This is a genomic window from Micromonospora saelicesensis, from assembly GCF_900091575.1.
In the GTDB taxonomy this organism is placed as follows: domain Bacteria; phylum Actinomycetota; class Actinomycetes; order Mycobacteriales; family Micromonosporaceae; genus Micromonospora; species Micromonospora saelicesensis.
Genome location: NZ_FMCR01000001.1, coordinates 897,894 through 922,451, shown reverse-complemented (window position 1 = coordinate 922,451; position 24,558 = coordinate 897,894). Strand labels below are relative to the sequence as shown.

Genomic DNA, 24,558 nt, shown 5'->3' with positions numbered 1-24,558 from the left:
GGTTAGGGTCGCCGGCATGGAAAGCCCCGATCCGCGCCCGTTCTCCGGCGCCCAGTGGACCATCTCCGCCGCCGGCCACGAGGCCGTCATCGTGGAGATCGGCGGTGGGCTCCGGACGTACCGGCACGACGGTGTCGACCTGCTCGACGGGTACCAGACCGACGAGGTCTGCCCCGGTTGCACCGGGCAGGTGCTGGCACCCTGGCCGAACCGGATCCGCGATGGTCGCTACTCGTTCGACGGGCGGACGCACCAGCTCGCACTGACCGAGCCGGAGCGGCACGTGGCCATCCACGGGCTGGTCAACTGGGTGCCGTGGCAGTTGCTGGAGCAGTCGGCGGACGCCGTGACGGTCGGCTACGACCTGCCGCCGCAGCCCGGCTACCCGTGGCCGCTGCGGCTGCGCAGCCGGTGGAGCGTCGACGCGGACGGGCTGCGCGCCGAGCACGAGGTGACCAACATCGGCGGGGAGTTGGCCCCGTTCGGCTTCTCCGTACACCCGTACCTGCAACTGCCGGGCGTCGCGGTGGACGACCTGGTGCTGCGGCTGCCCACCCGGAGCCGGGTGCTGGTGGACGGTCGGCTGCTGCCGGTGGGGGTGACCCCGGTGGCCGGCACCGAGTACGACTGGACCAGCCCTCGCCGGATCGGCGCGGCCGTCCTGGACTCCTGCTTCGGCGAGGTGATCCGGGACGCGGACGGCGGTTCGTCGGTGAGCCTCGCCGCGCCGGACGGTTCGGCCGGGGTGAGCATCTGGGCGGACGCCGAGTTCGGCTGGTGGCAGGTGTTCACCGGGGACGCCCTCACCGGCGAGCGGCACCGCCGCTCGGTGGCGATCGAGCCGATGACCTGCCCACCGGACTCGTTCCGGTCCGGCAAGGACCTGCTCACCCTCAAGCCCGGCACCACCTGGCGAGGTGCCTGGGGCATCCGCCCCGGCGCCTGATGGAGTTCGCCGAGGTCGTCCGCCGACGGCGGATGGTGCGCAACTACGACCCGGACCGCCCGGTCCCGCCCGACGTGGTGGACCGGCTGCTCGACCACGCGGTCCGCGCGCCGTCGGCCGGCTTCGCCCAGGGCTGGGGTTTCCTGGTGTTGGAGGAACTGGCCGATCGGGACCGATTCTGGGCTGCCACCACCCCCGATGGCGGTGGGCGGGAGCGTTGGCTCGCTGGCATGCGCCGGGCACCCCTGATCGTGGTGCCGCACGCCAACGAGTCGGCCTACCTGCGGCGGTACGCGGAGCCGGACAAGGGCTGGACGGATCAGTCCACGGACCGTTGGCCGGTGCCGTACTGGCACGTCGACGCCGGATTCGCGGCGTTGCTGATGCTGCTCACCGCCGTGGACGAGGGGCTGGGCGCGTGCTTCTTCGGTATTCCGCCCCAGCGGCTCGCCGCCTACCGGGACGCGTTCGGCGTGCCGGCGGAGTATCAACCCATCGGCGCCGTCACAATCGGTTACCGTGCAGCCGACCATCGGTCACCATCGCTGCGCCGTGGGCGTCGCCCGATGGACGAGGTCGTGCGGCGCGGCCGGTGGAACTGACGCTGACGTCCCGTTCGTCCGGTTGAGGATCGGACGAGCGATAGCGAAACTGACATCAGGGAGCAGAACGTAGCGTGCGCTGGGCGGCTAGGCTGGCACGGTCATCGGTGCCGCGCGGTGCGGTGCCCGCCGCGGCCCGGCTCGGCGCCGTCGGTCGGCCCGGCCACGGGGAGGGGAGCGTGCCGTCGTGATCTTCAGAGCGGTCCGGGACGGGCGTCCCTATCCGGAGCACAATCTGACGCTCAAGCAGTGGGCGGAGATCCCGCCGAGGCCACTGCGCCTGGATCAGATGATCACCACCAAGCGCGAGTTGGCGCTGGACAAGCTCCTCGCCGAGGATTCCACCTTCTACGGTGACCTCTTTCCGCACGTCGTGCAGTGGAACGGCGGGCTCTACCTGGAGGACGGGTTGCACCGGGCGCTGCGCGCCGCCCTCCAGCAGCGCAACCAGATCCACGCGCGGGTGCTGGTGCTCTCCGGGCCCATCGAGTGACGAGCCCTTCTTTCCCGCGCTGAACCTTCGTTAGGGTGGCGTCCATGACCGCTGCGCTGGACCTGCTCGACCTGGACCCGTCGCTCAGCGAGGAGGAGCGGCAGATCCGCGACGTCGTCCGCCAACTCGTCGACGACCGGGTGCGACCCCACGTCGCCGACTGGTACGAGGACGGCAAGGTGCCCGCCCGGGAGCTGGCCCGCGAGTTCGGCAAGCTCGGCCTGCTCGGCATGCACCTGACCGGCTACGGCTGCGCCGGCGCCTCCGCAGTGGCCTACGGGCTGGCCTGCCAGGAGCTGGAAGCCGGCGACTCCGGCCTCCGCTCCCTGGTCTCCGTGCAGGGATCGCTCGCCATGTACGCCATCTGGCGCTACGGCAGCGAGGAGCAGAAGCAACGGTGGCTGCCGTCGATGGCCACCGGTGAGGCGATCGGCTGCTTCGGCCTGACCGAGCCGGATCACGGCTCCGACCCCGCCTCGATGGCCACCCGGGCCCGCCGCGACGGCGACGACTGGGTGCTCACCGGCGGGAAGATGTGGATCACCAACGCCCCGATCGCGGACGTCGCGGTGATCTGGGCGCGCACCGACGACGGCGTACGGGGTTTCGCCGTACCCATGGACACTCCCGGCGTCACGGCCCGGGAGATCCGCCGCAAGATGTCGCTGCGCGCGTCGGTGACCGGCGAGATCGTGCTCGACGACGTCCGGCTCCCGGCCGACGCCCAACTGCCCGAGGCGGTCGGGCTCAAGGCGCCGCTGAGCTGCCTCACCGAGGCCCGCTACGGCATCGTCTGGGGCGCGGTCGGTGCGGCCCGCGACTGCCTGGAGACCACCCTGGCGTACGCGAGCAGCCGCACCCAGTTCGGTCGCCCACTGGCCGGCTTTCAGCTCACCCAGGCGAAGCTCGCCGACATGGCCGTCGAGTTGGTGAAGGGACAACTGCTCGCGCTGCACCTGGGTCGGCTCGCCGACGCCCGGCGGCTGCGACCCGAGCAGGTCAGCGTGGGCAAGCTGAACAACGTGCGGGAGGCCCTGGCCATCGCCCGGCAGTGCCGCACCATCCTCGGCGCCAACGGCGTCTCCGGTGAGTACCCGGTGATGCGGCACGCCAACAACCTGGAGAGCGTGCTGACCTACGAGGGCACCTCCGAGATCCACCAACTGGTCATCGGGCAACGGCTCACCGGGCTCTCCGCGTTCGCCTGACCTGCCCGTTTGTCGCTTCCTGGCGCTCGCCGCGCGCCTGTCGTATCGGGGCCGTACCGTCATTGACAGACGACGTGTCTGACGAGGACGGTGAGCGTGATGGCCCGCGACGCTGGCAGCAACGAGCCCACGAGAGAGTTCCCCGGTTACCCGACCGGTGACGATCTCAAGGCGCGGTCGACCGCGACACCCGACTGGACCACGGATACGCCGGGTGGCCCCGGCGAGCCGGCCGGTCCCGGTGGGCCTGCTGGCCCCGGAGGGCCTGGAGGCCCCGGTGGTCCCGGTGGCCCGACGAGCGGTGGCGACAGCCCCGGCGGTGGCGGTGGGGCGGCCCGAGGTCTGCTCCTGCTGCTCGGCGCCGCCGCGCTGGCCGTGGTCGTGCTGCTCGGCATCCAGGCGACCGGCATCCTGCCGGAGTTCCGCAACCCGTTCGCCAAGGAGCAGACCGATCGCAGTCAGCCACCGCTGCTGAAGTCGATCCAGGACCTCAGCCGCTACGTGGCCGCGGAAGGCAACTTCCAAGTCGTGGTCGACACGCAGAACGACCGGCGCAACGTTCCAGACTTCCTGCTCAACGAGCGCACCCTGTTCGTCGGGGCCGGCAGCGTCGAGGCGTACGTCGACTTCACCAAGATCGGTGAGGGTGCCGTCGTCCAGTCCGCCGACGGCAAATCCGTCGAGATCAAGCTGCCCGCGCCGCAGTTCGGTGAGACCAATCTCGACATGGAGAAGAGCTACGTCTTCGCCGAGGAGCGCGGTCTGCTCAACCGACTCGGTGACCTCGTCGGCAACGACCCCAACCGGCAGCAGCAGGTCTACCAGCTCGCCGAGGACCGGATCACCGCCGCCGCCCGGGACAGCGGGCTCTCGGCCCGAGCCGAGGAGAACACCCGCAAGATGCTGGAGGGGCTGCTCCGCTCCCTCGGCTACCAGCAGGTCACTGTCACCTACATAGCCCCCTGACCTGCCCCCGTACGCCGAAGCGCCCGCCCCGACTCTCGTCGGAGCGGGCGCTTCCGTCCTGCCCCTCGATTCCCGTGCTGCCCCTTTGCCCCCGGCACCGTCTGGGTCCGTGGCGCACCCTCGGCCCTGTTGCACGTCGTGTGTTGGCATGAGCCCTCGGCAGAGCCCGGCGCTGCGGGAGCCCGGCGCTTCGGGAGTTCGGCGCTTCGGGAGTTCGGCTCTGCGGGAGCCCGGCGTTGCGGGAGCCCGGCGCTGGGGGAGCCGGACCAGGGGGCCTGTGCGCGCGGATGGGGGGTGAGGAACGGCAGCCAAGGGTCCGGAGGCCCCCCGCGTAGGCGCGCGGCCGATTCGCCGGATATGAGGCATCGTCGTGGTGGCGGACCGAGCAATCTTGGACAGTTTCCGTTAGCAGCTAACGGAAACTGTCCAAGATCTGCGATTACGTCAGGTGCGCGGGGCGGTTCAGTGGCCGGTGGACGCCAGGTAGCGGTCCTCGTTCGGCATCAGCACCCACAGGATCAGGTAGACGATCACCTGCGTGCCGGGCAGCAGCAGCGACAGCAGGAACAGCAGCCGGACCATTCCGGCCGACATGCCGAACCGCCGTCCGAGGCCGGCACAGACACCGGCGATCATGCGCCCCTCGCGGGGCCGGACCAGTTTGCGACTCATCGTCGTACTCCCACTCTGCGGCGGTGCGCCGCGTCTGCAATCCACGGTAGAAAGGGATGGCCACCTCGCCCTCGGTCCCGAGGAGGAGCGGCAACCCGTGGACCCGTAGGTGCATTACCCGGGCAACCCCCCGCTGACGCCTCCCGCGCCCCGCCCGCGCTGGCGCCCCGCCCCCGCCCCGCCCGCGCCGCGCCTGCCACCGCTCTCGGCCGCCGCGGGCGGCCGGAGATCGTGCTCGATCCTGGATGTAGTGGCATCGAGGCGGGCGGACACCACTACTTCCTGGATCGAGCACGATCTTGCGGAGCGAGCGGGCGACTGGGGGGCGAGGCGGCGCCGGGCGGCCAAGGCCGCGCCGGGCGGGAGAGACGGTGGTCGGGTGTTCACGTCCCGGACCGGGTGGGCGGTGAGCTGGGCGGGTAGGCTGATTGATCGGCCTTCCACACCCCGGAGGGCCGGCACCCCATACCCCGGACGGTCACGAGCGGGGCCGCCAGACCGGCGGTCACGACCCGGCCGGGTCCCGTACGCCGGGACGACGGCGAGGAAGCGCAGCCATGATCAGTGTTTTCGACCTCTTCAGCGTCGGTATCGGGCCGTCCAGCTCACACACGGTGGGGCCGATGCGGGCCGCGCGGACGTTCGTCGGCGGGCTGAAGGCCGATGGGCTGCTCAGCGACACGGCGCGGGTGCAGGCCGAGCTGTTCGGCTCGCTGGGTGCCACCGGGCACGGCCACGGCAGCGGCCCGGCGGTGCTGCTCGGGTTGGCCGGCGAGTCGCCGGAGACGGTCGACACGGACACGGTCGGTCCTCGGGTCGAGCGGATCCGGACCGAGCGGCGGATCAACATCCTCGACGCGCACGAGATCGACTTTGACCCGGACCGGGACCTGACGCTGCACCGCCGCCGGTCGTTGCCGTACCACCCGAACGGGATGACCTTCGCGGCGTACGACGGGGCCGGCGCCGAGCTGCGCAGTCGCACCTACTACTCCGTCGGTGGCGGGTTCGTGGTGGACGAGGCGGCGGCCGGGGCGGACCGGATCAAGCCGGACAGCACTGTGGTGCGGTACCCCTTCCTGACCGGGGCGCAGCTCCTCGACGTCACCACCCGCACCGGGCTGTCGATCAGCGAGGTGATGCTGGCCAACGAGCGTTCCTGGCGCAGCGAGGCGGACATCCGGGCTGGTCTGCTGGAGATCTGGCGGGTGATGCAGGAGTGCGTGCAGCGCGGCTGCGAGCGGGACGGCGTACTCCCTGGGGGGTTGAAGGTTCGGCGGCGCGCGGCGGAGCTGCGGCGCGGCCTGGAGGCGGAGGCCGGGACGGCCGACCCGCTGCACGCGATGGACTGGGTGACGCTGTTCGCGCTCGCGGTCAACGAGGAGAACGCCGCGGGCGGCCGGGTGGTCACCGCGCCGACCAACGGTGCGGCCGGGATCATTCCGGCGGTGCTGCACTACTACACCCGGTTCGTGCCGGACGCCGATGACGAGGGTGTGGTGCGGTTCCTGCTGACGGCGGGCGCGATCGGTGTGCTGTTCAAGGAGAACGCCTCGATCTCGGGCGCCGAGGTGGGCTGCCAGGGTGAGGTCGGTTCGGCGTGCTCGATGGCGGCGGCGGGGCTGGCCGAGGCGCTCGGTGGCACCCCGGAGCAGGTGGAGAACGCGGCCGAGATCGGGATGGAGCACAACCTCGGGTTGACCTGTGACCCGGTGGGTGGCCTGGTGCAGATCCCCTGCATCGAGCGGAACGCGGTGGCTAGCATCAAGGCGATCACGGCCGCCCGGCTGGCGCTGCGCGGCGACGGGGTGCACAAGGTGTCGCTGGACAAGGTCATCAAGACCATGCGGGAGACGGGCGCCGACATGAAGGTCAAGTACAAGGAGACGGCGCGTGGCGGTTTGGCCGTCAACGTGATCGAGTGCTGAGTCCGGTCGATTCGGGGCAATCGTTCACCGACTGCTAACCTGTCGTCCGTTTCAGGAGGCGGGAGGCTGCGGTGACCTCTGGCGTCGCGGCGTTGTGGTCGCACCGCAACTCGCTGCGCATCCTGGTCAGGCGGGATCTCGCGGTCAAGTACCAGCAGTCGGTGCTGGGCTACTTCTGGTCGTTGATCGAGCCGCTCGGTATGGGCGCCATCTACTGGTTCGTCTTCGGGGTGCTCTACTCCCGGGACACCGGTCGGCACCTCGGTGAGGCGGCCGGGTCGTACCCGTTGTTCCTGATCACCGGCATCTTCGCCTGGATGTGGACCAGTTCGGCGCTGAGCGAGGCGACGAACGCGCTGACCGGCCAGTCCCGGCTGATCACCACGATGAACGTGCCGCGTCAGGTCTTTCCGATCGGCCGGGTCACCGGCCGGTTCGCCGAGTACGCGGCCGGCCTGCCGATCCTGATCGCCATCGCGGTGATCTACGCGGTGCACGGTCGGATCCACCCCGGCTGGTCGCTGCTCTCTCTGCCGCTGGCGGTGGCCGTCCAGGCCGTCCTGTTGACCGGGCTCGCCCTGCTGCTGTCCGCGTGGAACGTGCTGATGCGCGACGTGGAACGGCTGATGCGGTTGATCATCCGGGTGCTCTTCTACGCCACGCCGATCATCTATCCGCTCAGCCTGGTGCGGGAGTCCGGGCTGCCCGGCTGGTTGAAGGTGGTGTACGAGCTGAACCCGCTGGTCGGGATCTTCCAGCTGCACCACGCGATCTGGTATCCGGACGAGTTCCCGGACGCCCGGCTGCTCGCCACCACGATCGTCGGCAGTGTGCTGGTGCTGGCCGCCGGTTGGTGGTCGTTCCGCCGGTTGGAGCCCGCCGTGCTCAAGGAGCTCTGACGTGGCCGCGCCGATCATCGAGGCCGATGGCTTGGGCATCCGGTTCGTCCGCAACCGTCGCCGCCAACTGCGGCTGCGCGAGTTGTTCATCCACCGGGGTGCCCGTGGCGCGTTGCCCGGCCAGTTCTGGCCGCTGCGGGACGTGTCGTTCAGCATCGAGCCCGGCGAGACCGTCGGGGTGATCGGGCGCAACGGCACCGGCAAGAGCACACTGCTGCGGCTGATCGCCGGGGTGCTCATACCGGACGAGGGCAGCATCAGGGTGCACGGCGCGGTGGCGCCGTTGCTGGAGTTGTCCGCCGGCTTCTCCAACGACCTGACCGGGCGGGAGAACCTGCACCTGGTCGGTGGGCTGCACGGGCTGTCGACGAGCTACCTGAAGCGGCACTTCGACGAGATCGTCGAGTTCGCCGGTGAGCAGGTGGAACGGGCCATCGACACGTCGGTGCGGCACTACTCGTCGGGGATGAAGGTGCGGCTGGGCTTCGCGATCATCTCGCACCTGCCGCACCCGATCCTGCTGATGGACGAGGTGACCGCGGTCGGGGACGCGGAGTTCCGCAAGAAGTGTTACGCGACTATTGATCGTCTGCTCGGGGAGGGGCGCACGCTGGTGCTGGTGTCACACAACGAAAAGGACCTGACCCGGTTCTGCCGTCGGGGGTTGTACCTCGACGCGGGCCGGTTGACGCTCGACGGCACCATCGCCGAGGCGCTCGACGCGTACCACGTTGCGGTCCCGCGGTGACGCTCGCGATCGTGCTCGCCGCCGGGACGCCCGCGGCGGGCCTGACCACGGCGACCGGTGAGCCGCTGGCCGACCGGCTGGCCGCCCAGTTGCGCCTGGCCGGGGCGGACGAGGTGCGTTTCGCCGCCAATCTCGACGAGCTGTCCGACCTGGTCACCACCGCGACCGCCCCGGTGCTGATCACCGGCACGGACCTGGTCGCGCACACCGCCGTACTGCGGCACCTGGCCACCAGCCCGGTGGGTCCCACTGTGGCGCTGGTCCTCGGCGACCCGCCGGTGCCCGGTCGGACCGCCGTGCGGGAGGAGCGCGGCCAGGTGGTCGACGCCGGCGCGTTGGACGCCCTCGACGGGGCGGCCACCGGCGTGTTCGGCGGCGCGCTGCGGGTCGGCGTGGACGACCTGCCGACCCTCGCGGCCGCCGCCCGGGCCGCCGCGTCCGGGATGCTCCCGGTCGCCGCCCCGATCGGCCCGGCCGGCGACGTGGCGCCGCTGCCGGCGACCGGCGGGGTCGGGTCCGGGGGATCGGTCGCGGCCGGTGGCCCCGGGTCCGCCGTGGACCGGCTCTCCGCGGGTCTCGCGGCGCTCGGCACCCTGATCTTCGCCCAGCGGGTACGCCTGCTCGTCGCCCACCGGGTCGAGGACCAGGCCGGGCTGACCGCTGCCGAGGCGGCGGTGACCGCTGTCGACGAGGACCGGGCCGAGCTGCGGCTGTCGGTGAAGGAGAAGGACGACTTCTTCTCCACCTACTTCGTCAGCACCTGGTCGCCGTACGTGGTCCGGCTCTCGGCCCGGCTCCGGCTCACCCCGACCGGGGTGACGGCGATCTCGGTGCTCTTCGCGTTGGGCGCGGCGGTGCTGTTCGGGGTCGGTGGGCGGCCCGCGCTGGTCGGTGGCGCGGTGCTGCTCTACCTGGGCTTCGTGCTGGACTGCGTGGACGGCCAACTGGCCCGCTACACCCGGCACTTCAGCGCCTGGGGTGGCTGGCTGGACACGATGGCGGACCGGGCCAAGGAGTACCTGGTCTACGCCGGGCTGGGCTTCGGGGTGAGCCACGCCGGGCTGGGCAACGGGTGGGCGCTCGCGATCGCCGCGATGACGTTGCAGACCGTTCGGCACATGACCGACACCTGGTACGGGGTGCTGCACGACGAGGCGGCCCGTCGTCCGCGTACGGCGACGAACGCCAGCGGCGGGATCGGTGACCGGCTCAACGCGGCGTCGACCCGGGTGCAGGCGGACACCGGGTCGGTGTCGTACTGGCTGAAGCGGACAGTGGTCTTCCCGATCGGTGAGCGGTGGGCGCTGATCGCGCTGACCGTGGCGCTGTTCAACCCGCTGGTCAGCCTGATCGCCGTGCTGGTCTGGGGGGTGCTGGCGTTCGCGTACACCGGGGCGCTGCGGACGCTGCGGGCCCGCTGGATGTGGGTGCCGGTGCTGGACACGGTCGACGCCACCCTGCACCGCGACGACGGACCGCTGGCCCGCTGGTTGCCGGTGGTCCGCCCGATGGGGCCGCTGACCCTGGCGGTGATCGCCGCGCTCGGCCCGGCGGTGCTGCTGGTCGGGGCGCTGCTGAGCGACGCGCCCGAGGGGCTGCGCTGGGCGGTGCCGGTGGCGCTGCTGGTGCTGCTGGTCGGCGGCCTGGGCGCCGGGGCGGCGCACAACGGTCCGCTGGACTGGCTGGTGCCCGCGGCGTTGCGGGCCGCCGAGTACCTGTTCGCCATCGCGGTCGGCGTGGTCGGTGCGGCGCCCGGCTGGCTGATCTTCGGGTACGTCTTCGTGCTCACAGTGCACCACTACGACCTGACCGCCCGGCTGGAGAAGCGACAGGCGGCACCGCCCCTGCACGCGGCGTCGCTGGGCTGGGAGGGGCGCTCGGTGCTGCTGGCCCTCGCGGCGATCGCCGGTATTGCGGGTATCGGACTGGCTACACTCGGTGCGTACCTTCTCGTGGTTTTCGTGGTGAGCGTCGTCCTGGCCTGGTTCGTGCGACCGGCCCGTAGCGCGCGGGCGTCGGTGGCGCCGGCGGGCGCTGGAGGTGCCGCGCCGCGCTGACGGAGGGCGGCCGGATGACTCTGATCAGCTTCGTGGTGCCGGCCTTCCGGGTGCAGGGATACCTGCGGGAATGCCTGGACTCCATCCTCGGTCAGCCGGAGACCGACATCGAGGTGATCGCCGTCGACGACTGCTCGCCGGACGCCAGCGGCGACATCATCGACGAGTACGCGGCCCGCGACCAGCGGGTCCACTCGGTCCGGCTGTCGGGGAACGTCGGCCTCGGTCCGGCCCGGAACATCGGGCTGGACCGGGCCGTCGGCGAGTACGTGTGGTTCCTCGACGGCGACGACTGGCTGGCCCCGGAGTGCCTGACCGAGGTCGCCGAACGGTTGCGGGTCACCCGCCCGGACGTCCTGCTGGTCGACCACGTGCGCACCCACTGGAACGACACCGCGACCCGCAGCGCGATGGCCGAGGTGTTCCCGGAGTCGCCGGGCCCGGACACCTTCCGCCTGCGGGACCGGCCGCAGGCGATGCACCTGCTGCACACCGCGTGGAACCGGCTGGTCCGTCGGGAGTTCCTCGCCGACCTGGGGCTGCGCTTCGCGCCCGGCTGGTACGAGGACGTCTCGTTCAGCTACCCGGTGCTGATGGCCGCGCACCGGATCGGCGTACTCGACCGGGTCTGCGTCAACTACCGCCAACGCCGCGCCGGCGCGATCACTCGAACGCGGGGTGACCGGCACTTCGAGGTCTTCCCGCAGTGGCACCGGGTCTTCCACCTGATGGATTCGTGGGGGTCGGCGACGGAGGCCCTGCGGCCGGCGGTCTTCGAACGGATGATCTGGCACTACCTGACAGTGCTCGGCAATGGTCAGCGGATCGCGCCGGAGCTGCGGGAGGCGTTCTTCGCGCAGATCACCGCCGACTACGAGCGCTGGCTGCCGGCCGGCGGCTATCCGGTGCCGGACGGGGTCGAGGGGATCAAGCACAAGCTGGTCGCCTCCGGCCGGTGGCGCACCTTCAGCGCGTTGCGGGCCGCCAGCCGGGCCCGCGACGCCGCCCGCCGGCGGGCCCGCACCGCGCGGCGCACTGTCGGCCCGGTCGCCCGGCGCGGTGCCCGGCTGACCCGGGACGGGCTGTTGCGCGAGTACTACCGGGCCGAGTTGCGGCGGCCGGTCGACCCGACGCTCGCGGTGTACGCGGCGTACTGGTACCGGGGTTACTCCTGCAACCCGGCGGCCATCTACGAGGTCGCCCGCCGGTTGGCGCCGGGGGTTCGCGGGGTGTGGATCGTGCGCCGGGACCGGGTGGACACCGTGCCGGCCGGAGTGGAGTACGTGGTGGCCGGCACGCCGGCGTACTACCGGGTGCTCGCCCGCGCCCGGTGGCTGGTCAACAACGTCAACTTCCCGGACTTCGTCCGCAAGCGACCGCAACAGGTGCACGTGCAGACCCACCACGGCACGCCGGTCAAGGTGATGGGGCTGGATCAGCAGCGCTACCCGATCGGCGCGGGCCGGATGGACTTCGCCGGGCTGCTGCGCCGGGTGGACCGCTGGGACTACAGCGTCAGCGCCAACAGCTTCTCCACCCAGATGTGGGACCGGGCCTACCCGGCCACGTACACCACGCTGGAGGTCGGGTACCCGCGCAACGACCGCCTGGTCACGGCCAGCCGAGACGAGGTGCGCCGACTCCGCGCGGAGTTCGGCCTCGACCCCGACGAGCAGGTCGTCCTGTACGCCCCGACGCACCGCGAGCACCTGCCCGGCTACCGGCCGCCGTTCGACCCGGACCGGTTCGTCCAGGCGCTGGGTGACTCGGGCCGGTTGCTGATGCGCAGCCACTACTTCCACGACCGTGATCGACGCCCCGGCCGGCCAAGGGACTGGGAGCGGGTTCGTGACGTCAGCGGCCATCAACGGGTGGAGGACCTCTACCTGGTGGCGGACGTGCTGGTCACCGACTACTCGTCGGCCATGTTCGACTATGCGGTGTTGGACCGGCCGATCGTGCTCTACACCCCGGACTGGGAGGCGTACCGGCTGGCCCGGGGGGTCTACTTCGACGTCACCGCCGAACCGCCGGGCGCGGTAGCCTCCACTTTCGCCGATCTGCTCGACCTGTTCCGTACCGACGGGGTGCGCTCGGACGCGGCGACCAAGGCCCGCGAGCATTTCCGGGCCCGGTTCTGCACCTTGGAGGACGGGCGGGCGGCGGAGCGAGTGGTCCGGCAGGTGTTCCTCGGGGAGCCCGGCGAGCGGTCCACGCGCTGCTGATCGCGGCTTCTGTCGTGTAATAGCAGTGTCATCGATCGAACATGAGACGTTTACCCGATGTCACAAACCCATGATCCTGGTCACAGTCTTGTGGGGTTCGGTCGACGCGCGCTGGGGGGGAAGACGGTGAGCACCGTCACGCTCAAGGATGTGACCAAGGTTTTCCGAGATGGCACGCTGGCCGTCGACAGCATCAACCTCGATGTGAACGACGGCGAGTTCATGGTGCTTCTTGGGCCGTCCGGGTGCGGCAAGTCGACAGTGCTGCGAATGATCGCCGGGTTGGAGGAGCCGACCACCGGTGCGGTCATGCTCGACGGGGAGGTGGCGAACGACCTGCCCCCACGGGACCGCAGGATCGCCATGGTCTTCCAGGACTTCGCCCTCTACCCGCACATGACCGTTGGCGACAACATCGCGTTCCCGCTGCGGCTGGCCGGGGTCGAGCCCGAGCCGCGGGGCGAGCGGGTCAGCGACGTGGCGAGCGCGCTGGGCATCGGTGACGTGCTGGCCCGCAAGCCGGGCCAGCTCTCCGGCGGGCAGCGGCAGCGGGTGGCGATGGGGCGTGCGATCGTCCGCCGGCCCGGCCTGTTCCTGATGGACGAGCCGTTGTCCAACCTGGACAGCGGCCTGCGGGCCGAGTTGCGCGCGGAGATCTCCGGCCTGACCCGCGAGCTGGGCGTCACCACCGTCTACGTCACGCACGACCAGGCCGAGGCGCTCACCATGGCCGACCGGGTGGCCATCATGCGCCGCGGCGTGCTCCAGGACGTGGGCACCCCGACCCAGGTGTACGGCCGGCCGGCGACGCTCTACGTGGCGGCGTTCCTGGGCAGCCCACGGATGAACCTGCTGGAGGCGTCGGTCTACGTCCATCTCGACCGGTACGTCACGCTCAACCTCGGTGACCAGTCGCTCTACCTGCCCTGGAACGACATCCGCAGTCGGGCGGTGGCGCACTACCACGGTGAGCGGATCGTGGTCGGCATGCGGGCCGAGGCGCTCACTCCGGTCGCACCGGACAGCCCCGGCGACGTGCTGCGCGGGCGGATCCGCTACCTGGAGCACCACGGGCACGAGTCGTTGGCGTTCCTCGACATCGGCGCGACCGCGATCGTGGTCGACGAGATGGGTGCCCCGCTCGAACCGCCGCCGGTCGGCCAGCGCGGCCTGCGCCGCTTCGGCTCGGTGATGCAGCGGCTCACCGGTAAGCCGGTGGAGGCGCAGGAGGCCCCGGCCAGTGGCGTCCAGACCAGCGTGCTCCCCGATCCGGGCCGGCACCACCGCCGCCCGGCGGAGCTGGCGGTGCGGCTGGCGCCGTACCCGGCGGTCAGCGCCGGTCACCCGCTCGCCGTCTCGGTACGGATGGACGCGCTGCACTTCTTCGACGAGCGCGGCGACCGGATCGACGTGGGTTGGCGCTGACGACGTCCCCGGACGGGGTGGCGGGCCCGCCACCCGGTGCCCTACCGTCTGCCCACCAGTCCACTGTGAAAGACCACCGAGAGGGGTGCACCCGTGTCGGGTGACCGTCCCAGCCCGCTCGTCATCGAGCGCATCCTGCGGGATCGCGAGAGCATCTGGCAGCAGATCGTGGCCGAGCGTGACCTCAACGCCCTGACCGGGCGGATGCTGACCAGCTCCGCCATCGCGTTGGCCTGCTACGGGGCGGTGCTGGGCTTCTTCCACAGCCCACTGATGGCGCTGACCTCGGCGCTGAAGCTGCCGCTGCTGTTCCTGGTCACCCTGGTCATCTGCCTGCCCACGCTCTACCTGTTCAACCTGGTCTTCGGTGCCCGGCTCTCGGTGCGGCAGTCGTTGGCGCTGGTGATGGTGGCGATCACGGTCACCTCGATGCTCGCTGTGGCGTTCGCGCCGATCAGCCTCTTCTTCCTGATCACCGCCAACGACTACGGGTTCTTCAAGCTGCTCAACGTGTCGATCCTGACCCTGTCGGCGCTGGTCGGGTTGCGCTTCCTGACCAGCGGGATGCAGGTGCTCAACGACCACGGCCTGCTCGCGCCCGAGGCCGCCAACGCCACTGTCGACGGGCAGGCCAGCGCTCCGGCGCCGGCCCAGGCCGTGCCGGTCGCGGTGCCAGCCGGGCCGACGCCGGCTGCCGTGCCGGTCGCCGGTCAGAGCGCCGAGCCGGTCGCCGTGCCGGCCGGGGCCGCCGTGGCCGAGTCGACTGCGAACGGTGCCGTGACCACCGCGACGGCTCCGGCCCAGGTTCCGACGCAGTGGGCCGGGCAGCCGGCCGGTGCCTCGTTCCCGCCCGGAATGCTGCCGCCCGGGTACGTGGCGCAACGCCCGTGGGACGGCCGTACGGCCCGACGCGGGGAGCCGACGCAGCGTCCGGCCAGCATGACCCTGCTCTACATCTGGATCCTGCTCTTCGGTTTTGTCGGCACCCAGCTGGCCTGGACGCTGCGGCCGTTCTTTGGCGACCCGGGGCAGGATTTCTCCTTCTTCCGCAGCATCGACGGCAACTTCTATGCGGAGATCCTTCGCATCATCGGCAACCTCTGACCGTGCCCGGACGGCGAAGTCGCTGGTTGCCGGCCTGGTTACTGGTTAGTAACGTCAGGCCATGACTATCGACTCCCGCCAGGTGGCGGCCGGCATGCTGGAAGCGGTGCCGTTCGCTCGTACGCTCGGTATCGAGTTCGTCGAGGTGGCACCCGAGGCGGAGGGCGGCGTGCGGGCAGTCGTCCGGCTGCCCGACTCGCCGGCCACCCACAACCACATCGGGGGCCCGCACGCCGGCGCCATGTTCACCCTCGGCGAGACGGCCTCCGGCGCGGTCGTGCTGGCCGCCTTCGGGCAGTTGCTCGACCGTGCCGTGCCGTTGGCCGTCCGGGCCGAGATCGCCTACCGGAAACTCGCCATGGGTCCGGTGCTGGCCACCGCGCGACTCGGCCGGCCGGCGGCCGAGGTGACCGAGGAACTGGCCGCCGGTCGGCGCCCGGAATTCCCCGTCGTGGTCCAGATCGCCACCGAGGACGGCAAGCCGACCTCGGAGATGACAGTGATCTGGACGCTGCGACCGAACTGAAACGCCCCAGGGCGGCCGAAACGGGTTTGCGGGCCCAGCAGGGTGGATAGATTCGTACCGTGCTGGGCCTACCTGCTCACGTGACCGCCTGTCTCTTCGATCTGGACGGTGTGCTGACGCAGACCGCCCGCGTGCACAACGCTGCCTGGACGCAGACGTTCGACGAGTTTCTCCGCCAGCGCGCCACGGTCTCCGGCGAACCGTTCCAACCGTTCGATCCGGGCCCGGACTACAACCGCTATGTCGACGGCCGCCCCCGCGCCGACGGCGTCCGGTCTTTCCTCGCCTCCCGGGGGATCGTGCTGCCCGAGGGCAACCCGGACGACCCGCCGGAGGCGGAGACCGTCAACGGCCTGGGCAACCGCAAGAACGTCCTGCTGCTGCACCGTCTGCGTACCGACGGCGTCGAGGTCTACCCGGGCTCCGTGCGGTATCTGAAGGCGGCGACCGCCGCCGGGCTCCGCCGAGCCGTGGTCACCGCCAGCGCGAACGGGGGTGAGGTGGTCGCCGTCGCCGGATTCGAGCCGCTGCTGGAGGCCCGGGTGGACGGGCTGGTCGCCCGTGCGCAGGGGCTGCGCGGCAAACCACACCCCGACACGTTCCTCGCCGGGGCCAGGCTGCTCGGCGTCGACCCGACGCAGGCCGCCGTCTTCGAGGACGCGCTCTCCGGGGTGGCCGCCGGCCGCGCCGGTGGCTTCGGCTACGTGGTCGGCGTCGACCGGGTCGGGCAGGCCGACGAGTTGCTCGCCCACGGCGCCGACATCGTGGTGACGGACCTCGCCGACCTTCTCGACCGCGCGGACCCACCGGCGCCGAACCGCACCGCGACCGACCCGCTCGCCGCCGAACGAGGCTCCGGATGATTCGGGAGCGCGCCTATCCGGTGGAGCCGTGGCACGTCCGGGAGACCCGGCTGGACATGGACGTGCTGGCCCAGTCGGAGTCGGTCTTCGCGCTCTCCAACGGGCACGTTGGCCTGCGGGGCAACCTCGACGAGGGCGAACCGCACGGCCTGCCCGGCACCTACCTCAACTCGTTCTACGAACTGCGTCCGTTGCCGTACGCGGAGGCGGGCTACGGCTTCCCCGAGTCCGGGCAGACCATCGTCAACGTCACCAACGGCAAACTGATCCGGCTGCTGGTCGACGACGAACCGCTCGACGTGCGTTACGGCGAGCTGATCGCGCACGAGCGGATCCTGGACCTGCGGGCCGGCACGCTGCACCGGGAGCTGCACTGGCGCTCGCCCGCCGGCCGGGAGGTCAAGGTCCGCAGCACCCGTCTCGTCTCGTTCACCCAGCGGTCCGTGGCCGCCATCAGCTACGAGGTGGAGGCCGTCGACGGCCCGCTGCGGCTGATCGTGCAGTCCGAGTTGGTGGCGAATGAGTCACTGCCCGCGCAGAGCAAGGACCCCCGGGTCGCGGCGGTGCTGGAGTCGCCGCTCCAGGCCGAGGAGGAGCTGACCACCCCCGACGGCGGCCAGCTGATCCACCGCACCAAGGTCTCCGGTCTGCGGGTCGCCGCCGCCATGGAGCACGAGGTGCACGGCCCGGACCACACCACCATCGAGTCCGAGGGATACCAGGACTGGGTGCGCACCACCATCGCCTGCGTGCTCCAGCCCGGCGAGAAGCTCCGGGTGATCAAGTATCTGACGTACAGCTGGTCGAGTCGCCGGTCCCTGCCGGCGCTGCGCGACCAGGTCGGCGCGGCGCTGGCCGGTGCCCGGCTCGACGGATGGGACGGGCTGCACCGGGAGCAGCGCAACTACCTCGACGCGTTCTGGGACGCCTCCGACGTGCTGGTCGAGGGCGACCCGGAGGTGCAGCAGGCGGTCCGGTTCGGGCTCTTCCACGTGTTGCAGGCCGGCGCGCGGGCCGAGCAGCGGCCGATCTCGGCGAAGGGGCTGACCGGCCCCGGTTACGACGGTCACGCCTTCTGGGACACCGAGATGTTCGTCCTGCCGGTGCTCACGTACACCCAGCCGAGCGCGGTGCGCAGCGCGTTGCAGTGGCGACACAGCACGCTGGATTCGGCGCGGGAACGTGCCGAGACGCTCAACCTCCGGGGCGCAGCCTTTCCCTGGCGGACCATCGAGGGCCCGGAATCATCCGGATACTGGCCGGCCGGTACGGCAGCGTTCCACATCGCCGCGGACATCGCCGACGCCGTGCGCCGATACGTGATGGTCACCGGGGACACCCAGTCGGAACGGGAGATCGGGCTGGAACTGCTGGTGGAGACCGCCCGGCTGTGGCGCTCGATCGGCCACCACGACCGGCACGGGCAGTTCCACATCGATGGTGTCACCGGCCCGGACGAGTACACCGCCGTGAAGAACGACAACGTCTACACCAACCTGATGGCGCAGCGGAACCTGCTCGCCGCCGCCGACGTGGTCATGCGCTACCGGGACGAGGCGTTCCACCTCGGCGTCACGGACGAGGAGGCCGCGAGCTGGCGGGACGCCGCCACCTCCATGCACGTCCCGTACGACGAGGAGCTCGAGGTCCACCAGCAGGTGGAGGGCTTCACCCGACTCCAGGAATGGGACTTCACGCACACACCGGCGGAGAAGTACCCGTTGCTGCTGCACTACCCGTACTTCGAGCTGTACCGCAAGCAGGTGGTGAAGCAGTCCGACCTGGTCCTCGCCATGCACTGGCGGGGGGACGCCTTCACCCCCGAGGAGAAGGTGCGCAACTTCCTCTACTACGAGCGCCGCACCGTGCGCGACTCGTCGTTGTCGGCGTGCACCCAGTCGGTGCTCGCCGCCGAGGTGGGCCATCCCGAACTCGCGCACACCTACCTGCGCGAGGCCGCGCTGATGGACCTGCACGACCTCAACGAGAACACCCGAGACGGCGTACACATGGCGTCCTTGGCCGGCGCGTGGCTCGCCCTGGTCAGCGGGTTCGGCGGTCTACGGGACCACGACGGCGAGCTGTCCTTCGCCCCCCGGCTCTCCAGCCGACTCAGCCGGTTGGAGTTCTCGCTCCAGTGGCGGGGGTTGGCGCTGCGGGTGGATGTCCGGCCGCACCAGACGACGTACTCGCTGCGCCACGGCGGCCCGGACGACGTGGTGGAGCTGCGCCACCACGACCAGGTACTGCGGGTGACCTGCGACGAGCCGGTGACGGTGCCGGTGCCGCCGGCCGAGCCGTCCGGCCCACCGCCCGAGCAACCCCCCGGCCGGTCTCCGCTGCTGCGTTTGCCAGAGCGCGAACAGTGACGGGCGGGGCGGGAATCTTCCCGCCCCGCCCGCCCGCGCTGTGGGTCAGACCGGCTCGCCGGTGGACGGACGCCCGATCGCGTCCCGGGGCGCCGCCGCCTTCGGGTCGTCGGGCAGCCGGGCCGAAGCGGCCTGGTCTCCGAAATCCTGGTCCCCGACGTCCTGATTGCGCTCGGCGTCCTGTTCACGCTGGGTGCGCTCGGTCAGCTGCTGCTGCCGGGAAATCTGCTGCTTGGCCATGGCGATCCTCGCGATCCGTCGGGGCGCGGCTGCGCCGACACGGTCTGCGGTCGCTCGTCGCGTACCCGGCGCCCCAGCGGGCAAACGCGGCCCGGCGGCGGGCCCACAGCCCGGGGGTGACGCGGTCGCGGCGTGCGTGCCCGGCGGCGGGCGGGGTAACCGGACCACCGGCGAGTACGCGGAGGTGAGGCATGGACGAGCAGCGCAGCGTGACCATTCCGATCGGGGACGCCCAACTCCCCGCCGACCTGACGCTGCCCGCCCAGCCGGTCGGCGTGGTGCTGTTCGCGCACGGCAGCGGCAGTTCCCGGCACAGCCCGCGCAACGTGGCGGTGGCCCGGACGCTGAACGGTCGTGGGCTCGGCACGGTGCTGGCGGACCTGCTCACCCCGGCCGAGGACGAGGTGGACGCGCGAACAGCCGAACTGCGCTTCGACATCGGGCTGCTGGCCAGCCGGCTGGCCGGGATCGTCGACTGGCTGGCCGTCGAGCGGCCTGCCGGCGATGCGCCGATCGGTCTGTTCGGGGCCAGCACGGGTGCTGCCGCCGCCCTGGTCGCGGCGTCGTCCCGCGCCGATCGGGTGGCCGCCGTGGTCAGCCGCGGTGGTCGGCCGGACCTGGCCGGGAACGCGCTGGCCCAGGTGCGTACCCCGACGTTGCTCCTGGTCGGCGGGCTGGACGAAGAGGTGATCACGCTCAACGAGCGGGCGCTGGCCGAGCTGGGGGAGGTCGGCGAGCTGCGGGTGATCCCCGGCGCCACCCATCTCTTCGAGGAGCCCGGCACCCTTGAGCAGGTCGCCGACCAGGCTGGCACCTGGTTCACCACGCACCTCGGTCGGTGATCAGTCTGAGGGCAGGAGCGCCGAGGCCGAGCGGCGCTGTTGGACGGTGTCGATGACACGCCAGAGGACGGCGGTGATCGGGACGCTGACGAAGGCGCCAGCGATGCCCGCGATCAGCGTGCCCGCGGTGACCGCCACCAGGATCACCGCCGGATGCAGTCGGACCTGGCGCTTCATGACCAGCGGCTCCAGCAGGTTGCCCTCGATCTGCTGCACGGCGATCACCGCCGCGAGGGTGAGCAGCGCGGTGGTGGGACCGTTCGCGGCCAGCGCCACCAGCACCGCCACCGCGCCGGCCACCGTCGCCCCGATGATCGGCACGAACCCGCCGAGGAACGTGATCAACGCCAGCGGCAGGGCGAGTGGCACCCTCAGCACCACGAGAGCCAGCCCGATGCCCAGCGCGTCGATCGCGGCGATGAACATGGTGCCCCGGCTGTACGCGCCCAACGTCTGCCAACCGTTGCGGCCGGCCTCGGCCAGCACTGGTTGGTTCGGGCCGGAGACCCGGGACAGCACCCAGTGCCACATGGACCGGCCGTCCTTGAGCAGGAAGAAGAGCAGCACCAGAGCCAGCAGCGCGGAGCCGAACACCTCGGTGGCGGTCCGGGCGCCAGCCACCGGGTCCGGAGAGCTGCCACTGAGCCCCTCCCGGGCCTGGTCGACCAGCCGGTCCAGCTGTGCCTCGCTGACCGGCAGGGTGGACGTCACGAAGTCCCGGCTGCGTTCGACGCCCTGCGTCAACTCCTGGCTGAGCTGATCGAACTGGCTGGCGGTCAGGTTCCACACCAGGGCGCCGACGCCGACCAGGATGCCGAGCAGCAGCAGTACGGTGCAGAGCGCGGCCAGCGCCGCCGGCAGGCGCAACCGGCGCAGCAGCAGCAGGACCGGGTCGAGCAGCGCGGTGAGGAAGATGGTGGCGGCCAGCGCGATGGCCAGCGGCGCCAACAGGACGGCGATCCGGCCGAGCAGGTAGAGCCCTGCGGCGATCACCACCAGGCAGGCGCTCCACAACACCGCGGTCCGGACCAGCCACGGCAGCGCCGCCCAGGTCTGGCGCGGCCCGGGGCTGCCTGTCGGTCCGGGTTCCTCTGCGGCCATGTCGGTCCTCCTCGATGTCGACGAGGTCGGTACCCGGTCGGTCGTGCCCCGACACCCGAATCGCTGGCCGTTGCCCGCGCGGATCGTACGTCGGCCGGAGTGACGTGGGTGGGTGTTCGCGAATCACGTCCGCAGCGGCGGCGTTTGCGTCGTCGGGCCGAGGGAACGCGAAGGGGACGGACCGGACTGAGGAGGAACGCCGTGGGTGACTTCATGGACAAGGCCAAGGACTTCGCGGACAAGCATGACAAGCAGGTCGACCAGGGTGCGGAGAAGGCCGGCGACATGGCCGACAAGCGCACCGGCGGCAAGTACGGCGATCAGATCGACAAGGGCGTGGACCAGGCCCAGGCGCGCACCGGTGAGGGCGACCAGGTCCGCTGACCCAGCGCGCTCCTCCCGGGCCGCCGCGCCGTCGGCGACCCGGGAGTGCCGGGTCCGGTGATGCGCGGGTCAGCGCTTGTCGCGTAGCTCGTCCATTGAGGTGGGTCGGCCGCTCAACGCGTCGCGCAGCCGGTCGACCAGTCCGATGCCGGGGGCGAGCAGCTTGTTCGCCGGTGGGTGCTCCGGGCTCCTCGGATGAGGCCGGGTCGGCCCGATCTCCTTGATCGCCGTCACCCGGGCGGCGATCTCGACCAGCTCCTCCCGGGCCGTCGCCGCGCGCAGCCGGGGAAAGAGCTCCTTCTCCTCCTCCGTCACGTGGTGTCGGACGGTGCTGGTCAGGTGGGCGAGCAGCTCGTCGAAGCGGGGGTCGGACGGGTCGGTGGACTCCAACTCCTTCATGGTCCGCTCGGCGTCGGCGTGCTCCTCGATTTCCCGGTCGGCGATCTCGTTGCCGTCGGGCAGCACCTTCCGGGCGATCGGATACACGTACGCCTCCTCGGCCACCGAGTGGCGGACGAGTTCGGCGATCACCACGTCGGCGAGGCGCCGGCGGTGCTCGGGGGTGCCCTGCCGGGTCGCCAACTCGACGAGGACAGCCTCGATCTCACGATGATCGGAGATCAGGATGTCGACGGCATCGTGGTCGTCGGTGGTCGGTGGACTGGTCATGTCACGGCCCCTTACCGGTTGCGGATCGGTGGGAGGTGTGTGGCTCTGGTACCCCCACGGGGCTGCACAAACCCATGGATGACGATGCGTCCGAGGGTGTCGATGGTGCTGGTGGTGGCCCTGGTGCCCGGCCGTCACGATTGCCCTGCCGCCGCCGGGGTAACCGCCGCCATGGCCGACGACCGCCCACCCGCCGACCGCGATCAGTCGCGGTTCGACGAGACCGCCGAGCGGACGGTCCGGCGGGTGCGGCACCGTGGCGGGCAGGCCGGCCGGATCAGGGCCCGGCAGTGGGAGGTCACCCTGGTGATCTCCATCCAGGCCGGGCTGGCCGCGGCCATCGCGGCCCTGCTCGCCAAGAACCTGCTGGGCCAGGGATCGCACGTCTTCGCTCCCGCCGCCGCCGTCGGTACGATCGCCACCGCCATCGGGCAGCGGGCCCGCCGGACCTTTGAGCTGTTGGGCGGCGTGGCCCTGGGCATCGTCATCGGGGACACGCTGCGATTCCTGCTCGGCTCGGGCCCGTGGCAGACCGGCGTGGTGGTCGCGCTGGCCATCGCCGCCGCGTTGCTGGTTGCTGGGAAGGGTGGTCCGCTGGTCGGTCAGGCCGGCGGTACCGCAGTGCTGATCGCAACGCTGGCCCCGATGGAACGTGGCCTGGAGGTGCCCCGGATCTTCGACGCGCTCGTCGGTGGGGCGGTCGGCCTGGTGGTGGTCGCGCTGTTGTTGCCGATCAACCCGATGCGGGTGCTGGACCGCGCCGCGGCACCGATCTTCACGATCCTCTGCGAGCAACTCGCCGAGCTGGCGCGTGCGCTGCGCGAGCGCGACGGCGCCGGGACAATGGCCGTCCTGGAGCGGCTCCGCGGCACCGAGGACGACCTGGGCAGGTTGCACGATGCGCTCAGCGGCGCCGAGGAGGTGGTGACGATCGCCCCGGTGCGCTGGCACCGTCGGCAGCAGTACCACCGTTACGCCCGCAGCGCCGGTCACCTGGAACGGCTGCTGCTGGACACCCGAGCCATGGCCCGTTGGTCGACCACCGCGTTGCAGTACGACGAGCCGATTCCGCCGGAGCTGCCGGGCGCGATGGGCCGGTTGGGTCAGGCGGTTGCGGAGATGCGGGAGGAGTGCAGGGTCGGTGACGACCCCCGGCGTACCCGCCGGTTGGTCGAGGAGTGCGCCGAATTGGCCGGGCGGGCTTCCGCGACCGGCGTCAAGGCGTTCGGCGAATCCCTCGTCACCGGACTGCGTACCGCGGCCAGCGACCTGCTCCGGGCCGCCGGTTCCGAACCTGAAGACGCCAACCGGATCGTGCGCCGGGCGGCCGGAGCAGGCGAGGCGGAGATCCACCCGCCGGTCCGCCGACAACTGCACCGGACCCGACCGACGCGGGCCGCCCGAGCCCGTCGACGCGCGCACCTCGCCGCCCGGGCCCGGAACGACGGTCGGGCCGGCCTCCCCGCACGGGAGAGGCCGGCCCGGTGAACTGTCCGGATCAGGAGGAGTAGCCGCGCTCCGCGATCCAGTTGGCGACCTTCGGCAGGCTCATCCAGTACTCGCCCAACGCCGGGTCGGCCGGGTCGGCGACCCGGATCGTGTCACCACCGTCGCGGTAGCCGACGAGGGTCAGGTAGTGGCCACCCTCGTACGAGTGCGGGTTGCCGTCGGTGTCCACTGTCGTGCCCTTGATGTTGGCCACCACCGGTCGGCCGGCGTCCACCGCGGCCAGCACGTCACGGCGCAGCTGCTCGACCTGGTCGGGGCGGGCCACCGAATCACGGATCTCGGTGGTCCGGTACTTGCCACCGGTCAGCTCGTTCAGCACCCGGGTGGTGTCCAGGGCCGATGGGGTACCCGCCTCGGTGGTGCCGAGCAGCCGGGCCACCTCGTCCTGGGACAGCGCCTTGCCCTGCGCGGACAACGCGATCCGGGTCGCGGCCGGGCCGCAGTAGTAGAAGTTCGGCTGGGCCTGGTAGTCGACGCCGAGGATCCGCTCGGCGTGCCGGTCGTTCTGGCTCGACGAGGCCGGGGCGGCCTGAGCCGGGGCGGCCTGGGCGGCCACCGCCGGGCCGAGGGCGCAGCCGCCGGCGACCAGCAGGCCGACGACGGACAGACCGCTCTTCTGGACGATTGGGTTCATGGTCGAGTCTCCGTTCGGGGGTTGGCGCCTCCGGCCAGCGGAGGGCGGCAGCACCGGGAATGGCGCTCGGCGCAACACGGGGGCCGACCATCGGTGGTCTCGGCCCTGGGCGTACCGAGGGCGTAACCGCTCTGCTCCACGGAGAATT

Annotated in this window: 22 protein-coding genes and 1 pseudogene; 18 read left to right on the top strand and 5 right to left on the bottom strand. The window is 71.3% G+C overall.

Going from position 1 to position 24,558, the window contains the following annotated elements; translation table 11 throughout:
- Positions 1–16: 16 nt before the first annotated feature.
- The 5 genes from GA0070561_RS04360 (at position 17) to GA0070561_RS04340 (ending at position 4,215) form a co-directional block, all read left to right on the top strand.
- On the top strand, positions 17–946 hold the full coding sequence (locus GA0070561_RS04360) for an aldose 1-epimerase family protein (RefSeq protein WP_091395238.1): 930 nt from the start codon (positions 17–19) through the stop codon (positions 944–946).
- Positions 946–1,548 carry a nitroreductase family protein gene (locus GA0070561_RS04355; protein ID WP_091395235.1) on the top strand — a complete coding sequence of 201 codons (603 nt, stop codon included), beginning with the start codon at positions 946–948 and terminating at the stop codon, positions 1,546–1,548. Before GA0070561_RS04360 ends, GA0070561_RS04355 begins: the two co-directional genes overlap by 1 nt.
- A gap of 187 nt (positions 1,549–1,735) precedes the next feature.
- Positions 1,736–2,041 (top strand): type II toxin-antitoxin system VapB family antitoxin, encoded by a 306-nt coding sequence (locus GA0070561_RS04350; protein ID WP_091395231.1) that lies wholly within the window; start codon positions 1,736–1,738, stop codon positions 2,039–2,041.
- 44 nt (positions 2,042–2,085) lie between these two features.
- Positions 2,086–3,249 (top strand): acyl-CoA dehydrogenase family protein, encoded by a 1,164-nt coding sequence (locus tag GA0070561_RS04345; protein WP_091397360.1) that lies wholly within the window; start codon positions 2,086–2,088, stop codon positions 3,247–3,249.
- Between the two features lie 99 nt (positions 3,250–3,348).
- On the top strand, positions 3,349–4,215 hold the full coding sequence (locus GA0070561_RS04340) for a DUF4230 domain-containing protein (RefSeq protein ID WP_091395227.1): 867 nt from the start codon (positions 3,349–3,351) through the stop codon (positions 4,213–4,215).
- A gap of 462 nt (positions 4,216–4,677) precedes the next feature.
- Here GA0070561_RS04340 and GA0070561_RS04335 read toward each other — a convergent pair whose 3' ends face one another.
- Positions 4,678–4,887: a PspC domain-containing protein gene (locus GA0070561_RS04335; RefSeq protein WP_030486383.1), complete on the bottom strand. Its 210-nt coding sequence runs from the start codon at positions 4,885–4,887 to the stop codon at positions 4,678–4,680.
- A gap of 557 nt (positions 4,888–5,444) precedes the next feature.
- On the opposite strand from GA0070561_RS04335, the gene GA0070561_RS04330 reads away from it, so the two are divergent.
- The 10 genes and pseudogenes from GA0070561_RS04330 (at position 5,445) to GA0070561_RS04285 (ending at position 19,031) form a co-directional block, all read left to right on the top strand.
- On the top strand, positions 5,445–6,815 hold the full coding sequence (locus tag GA0070561_RS04330) for an L-serine ammonia-lyase (RefSeq protein ID WP_091395224.1): 1,371 nt from the start codon (positions 5,445–5,447) through the stop codon (positions 6,813–6,815).
- A gap of 71 nt (positions 6,816–6,886) precedes the next feature.
- Positions 6,887–7,714 (top strand): ABC transporter permease, encoded by an 828-nt coding sequence (locus tag GA0070561_RS04325; protein WP_091395221.1) that lies wholly within the window; start codon positions 6,887–6,889, stop codon positions 7,712–7,714.
- A gap of 142 nt (positions 7,715–7,856) precedes the next feature.
- Positions 7,857–8,462, top strand: a pseudogene (locus GA0070561_RS04320) (ABC transporter ATP-binding protein); the annotation flags it as partial.
- Positions 8,459–10,519, top strand: coding sequence for a DUF5941 domain-containing protein (locus GA0070561_RS04315; RefSeq protein ID WP_091395215.1), 2,061 nt, complete (start codon positions 8,459–8,461; stop codon positions 10,517–10,519). The pseudogene GA0070561_RS04320 and the gene GA0070561_RS04315, both read left to right, overlap by 4 nt.
- A gap of 14 nt (positions 10,520–10,533) precedes the next feature.
- Positions 10,534–12,744: a bifunctional glycosyltransferase/CDP-glycerol:glycerophosphate glycerophosphotransferase gene (locus tag GA0070561_RS04310; protein WP_091395211.1), complete on the top strand. Its 2,211-nt coding sequence runs from the start codon at positions 10,534–10,536 to the stop codon at positions 12,742–12,744.
- Between the two features lie 126 nt (positions 12,745–12,870).
- Positions 12,871–14,169 (top strand): ABC transporter ATP-binding protein, encoded by a 1,299-nt coding sequence (locus tag GA0070561_RS04305; RefSeq protein ID WP_091397356.1) that lies wholly within the window; start codon positions 12,871–12,873, stop codon positions 14,167–14,169.
- Positions 14,170–14,262: 93 nt separating this feature from the next.
- Positions 14,263–15,273: a hypothetical protein gene (locus tag GA0070561_RS04300; protein WP_091395208.1), complete on the top strand. Its 1,011-nt coding sequence runs from the start codon at positions 14,263–14,265 to the stop codon at positions 15,271–15,273.
- A gap of 61 nt (positions 15,274–15,334) precedes the next feature.
- Positions 15,335–15,799: a DUF4442 domain-containing protein gene (locus GA0070561_RS04295; protein ID WP_091395205.1), complete on the top strand. Its 465-nt coding sequence runs from the start codon at positions 15,335–15,337 to the stop codon at positions 15,797–15,799.
- A 59-nt stretch (positions 15,800–15,858) separates the two neighbouring features.
- Complete coding sequence (locus GA0070561_RS04290) at positions 15,859–16,662, top strand: HAD family hydrolase (RefSeq protein WP_091395203.1); 804 nt, start codon at positions 15,859–15,861, stop codon at positions 16,660–16,662.
- Positions 16,659–19,031, top strand: a complete 2,373-nt coding sequence (locus GA0070561_RS04285) for a glycoside hydrolase family 65 protein (RefSeq protein ID WP_091395200.1) — start codon at positions 16,659–16,661, stop codon at positions 19,029–19,031. The genes GA0070561_RS04290 and GA0070561_RS04285 overlap by 4 nt, the downstream gene beginning before the upstream one ends.
- Before the next feature lie 45 nt (positions 19,032–19,076).
- Here the strand turns inward: GA0070561_RS04285 and GA0070561_RS04280 are convergent, their stop codons facing one another.
- Positions 19,077–19,271 (bottom strand): hypothetical protein, encoded by a 195-nt coding sequence (locus tag GA0070561_RS04280; RefSeq protein ID WP_091395197.1) that lies wholly within the window; start codon positions 19,269–19,271, stop codon positions 19,077–19,079.
- 191 nt (positions 19,272–19,462) lie between these two features.
- Here GA0070561_RS04280 and GA0070561_RS04275 point away from each other — a divergent pair, with 191 nt between their 5' ends.
- Entirely contained in the window at positions 19,463–20,113 is a 651-nt protein-coding gene (locus GA0070561_RS04275) for a dienelactone hydrolase family protein (RefSeq protein ID WP_091395195.1), read from the top strand.
- Here GA0070561_RS04275 and GA0070561_RS04270 read toward each other — a convergent pair whose 3' ends face one another.
- Positions 20,114–21,214, bottom strand: a complete 1,101-nt coding sequence (locus GA0070561_RS04270) for an AI-2E family transporter (protein ID WP_091395192.1) — start codon at positions 21,212–21,214, stop codon at positions 20,114–20,116.
- Between the two features lie 213 nt (positions 21,215–21,427).
- Here GA0070561_RS04270 and GA0070561_RS04265 point away from each other — a divergent pair, with 213 nt between their 5' ends.
- On the top strand, positions 21,428–21,598 hold the full coding sequence (locus tag GA0070561_RS04265) for an antitoxin (RefSeq protein WP_231393380.1): 171 nt from the start codon (positions 21,428–21,430) through the stop codon (positions 21,596–21,598).
- A 69-nt stretch (positions 21,599–21,667) separates the two neighbouring features.
- Here the strand turns inward: GA0070561_RS04265 and GA0070561_RS04260 are convergent, their stop codons facing one another.
- A complete protein-coding gene (locus GA0070561_RS04260; protein ID WP_091395186.1) occupies positions 21,668–22,267 on the bottom strand; it encodes a hemerythrin domain-containing protein in 600 nt (199 codons plus the stop codon).
- A 78-nt stretch (positions 22,268–22,345) separates the two neighbouring features.
- Here GA0070561_RS04260 and GA0070561_RS04255 point away from each other — a divergent pair, with 78 nt between their 5' ends.
- Positions 22,346–23,755 (top strand): FUSC family protein, encoded by a 1,410-nt coding sequence (locus GA0070561_RS04255; RefSeq protein ID WP_244166056.1) that lies wholly within the window; start codon positions 22,346–22,348, stop codon positions 23,753–23,755.
- A gap of 10 nt (positions 23,756–23,765) precedes the next feature.
- On the opposite strand, the gene GA0070561_RS04250 is transcribed toward GA0070561_RS04255, so the two are convergent.
- A complete protein-coding gene (locus GA0070561_RS04250) occupies positions 23,766–24,410 on the bottom strand; it encodes a C39 family peptidase (protein WP_091395184.1) in 645 nt (214 codons plus the stop codon).
- Positions 24,411–24,558: the final 148 nt, after the last annotated feature.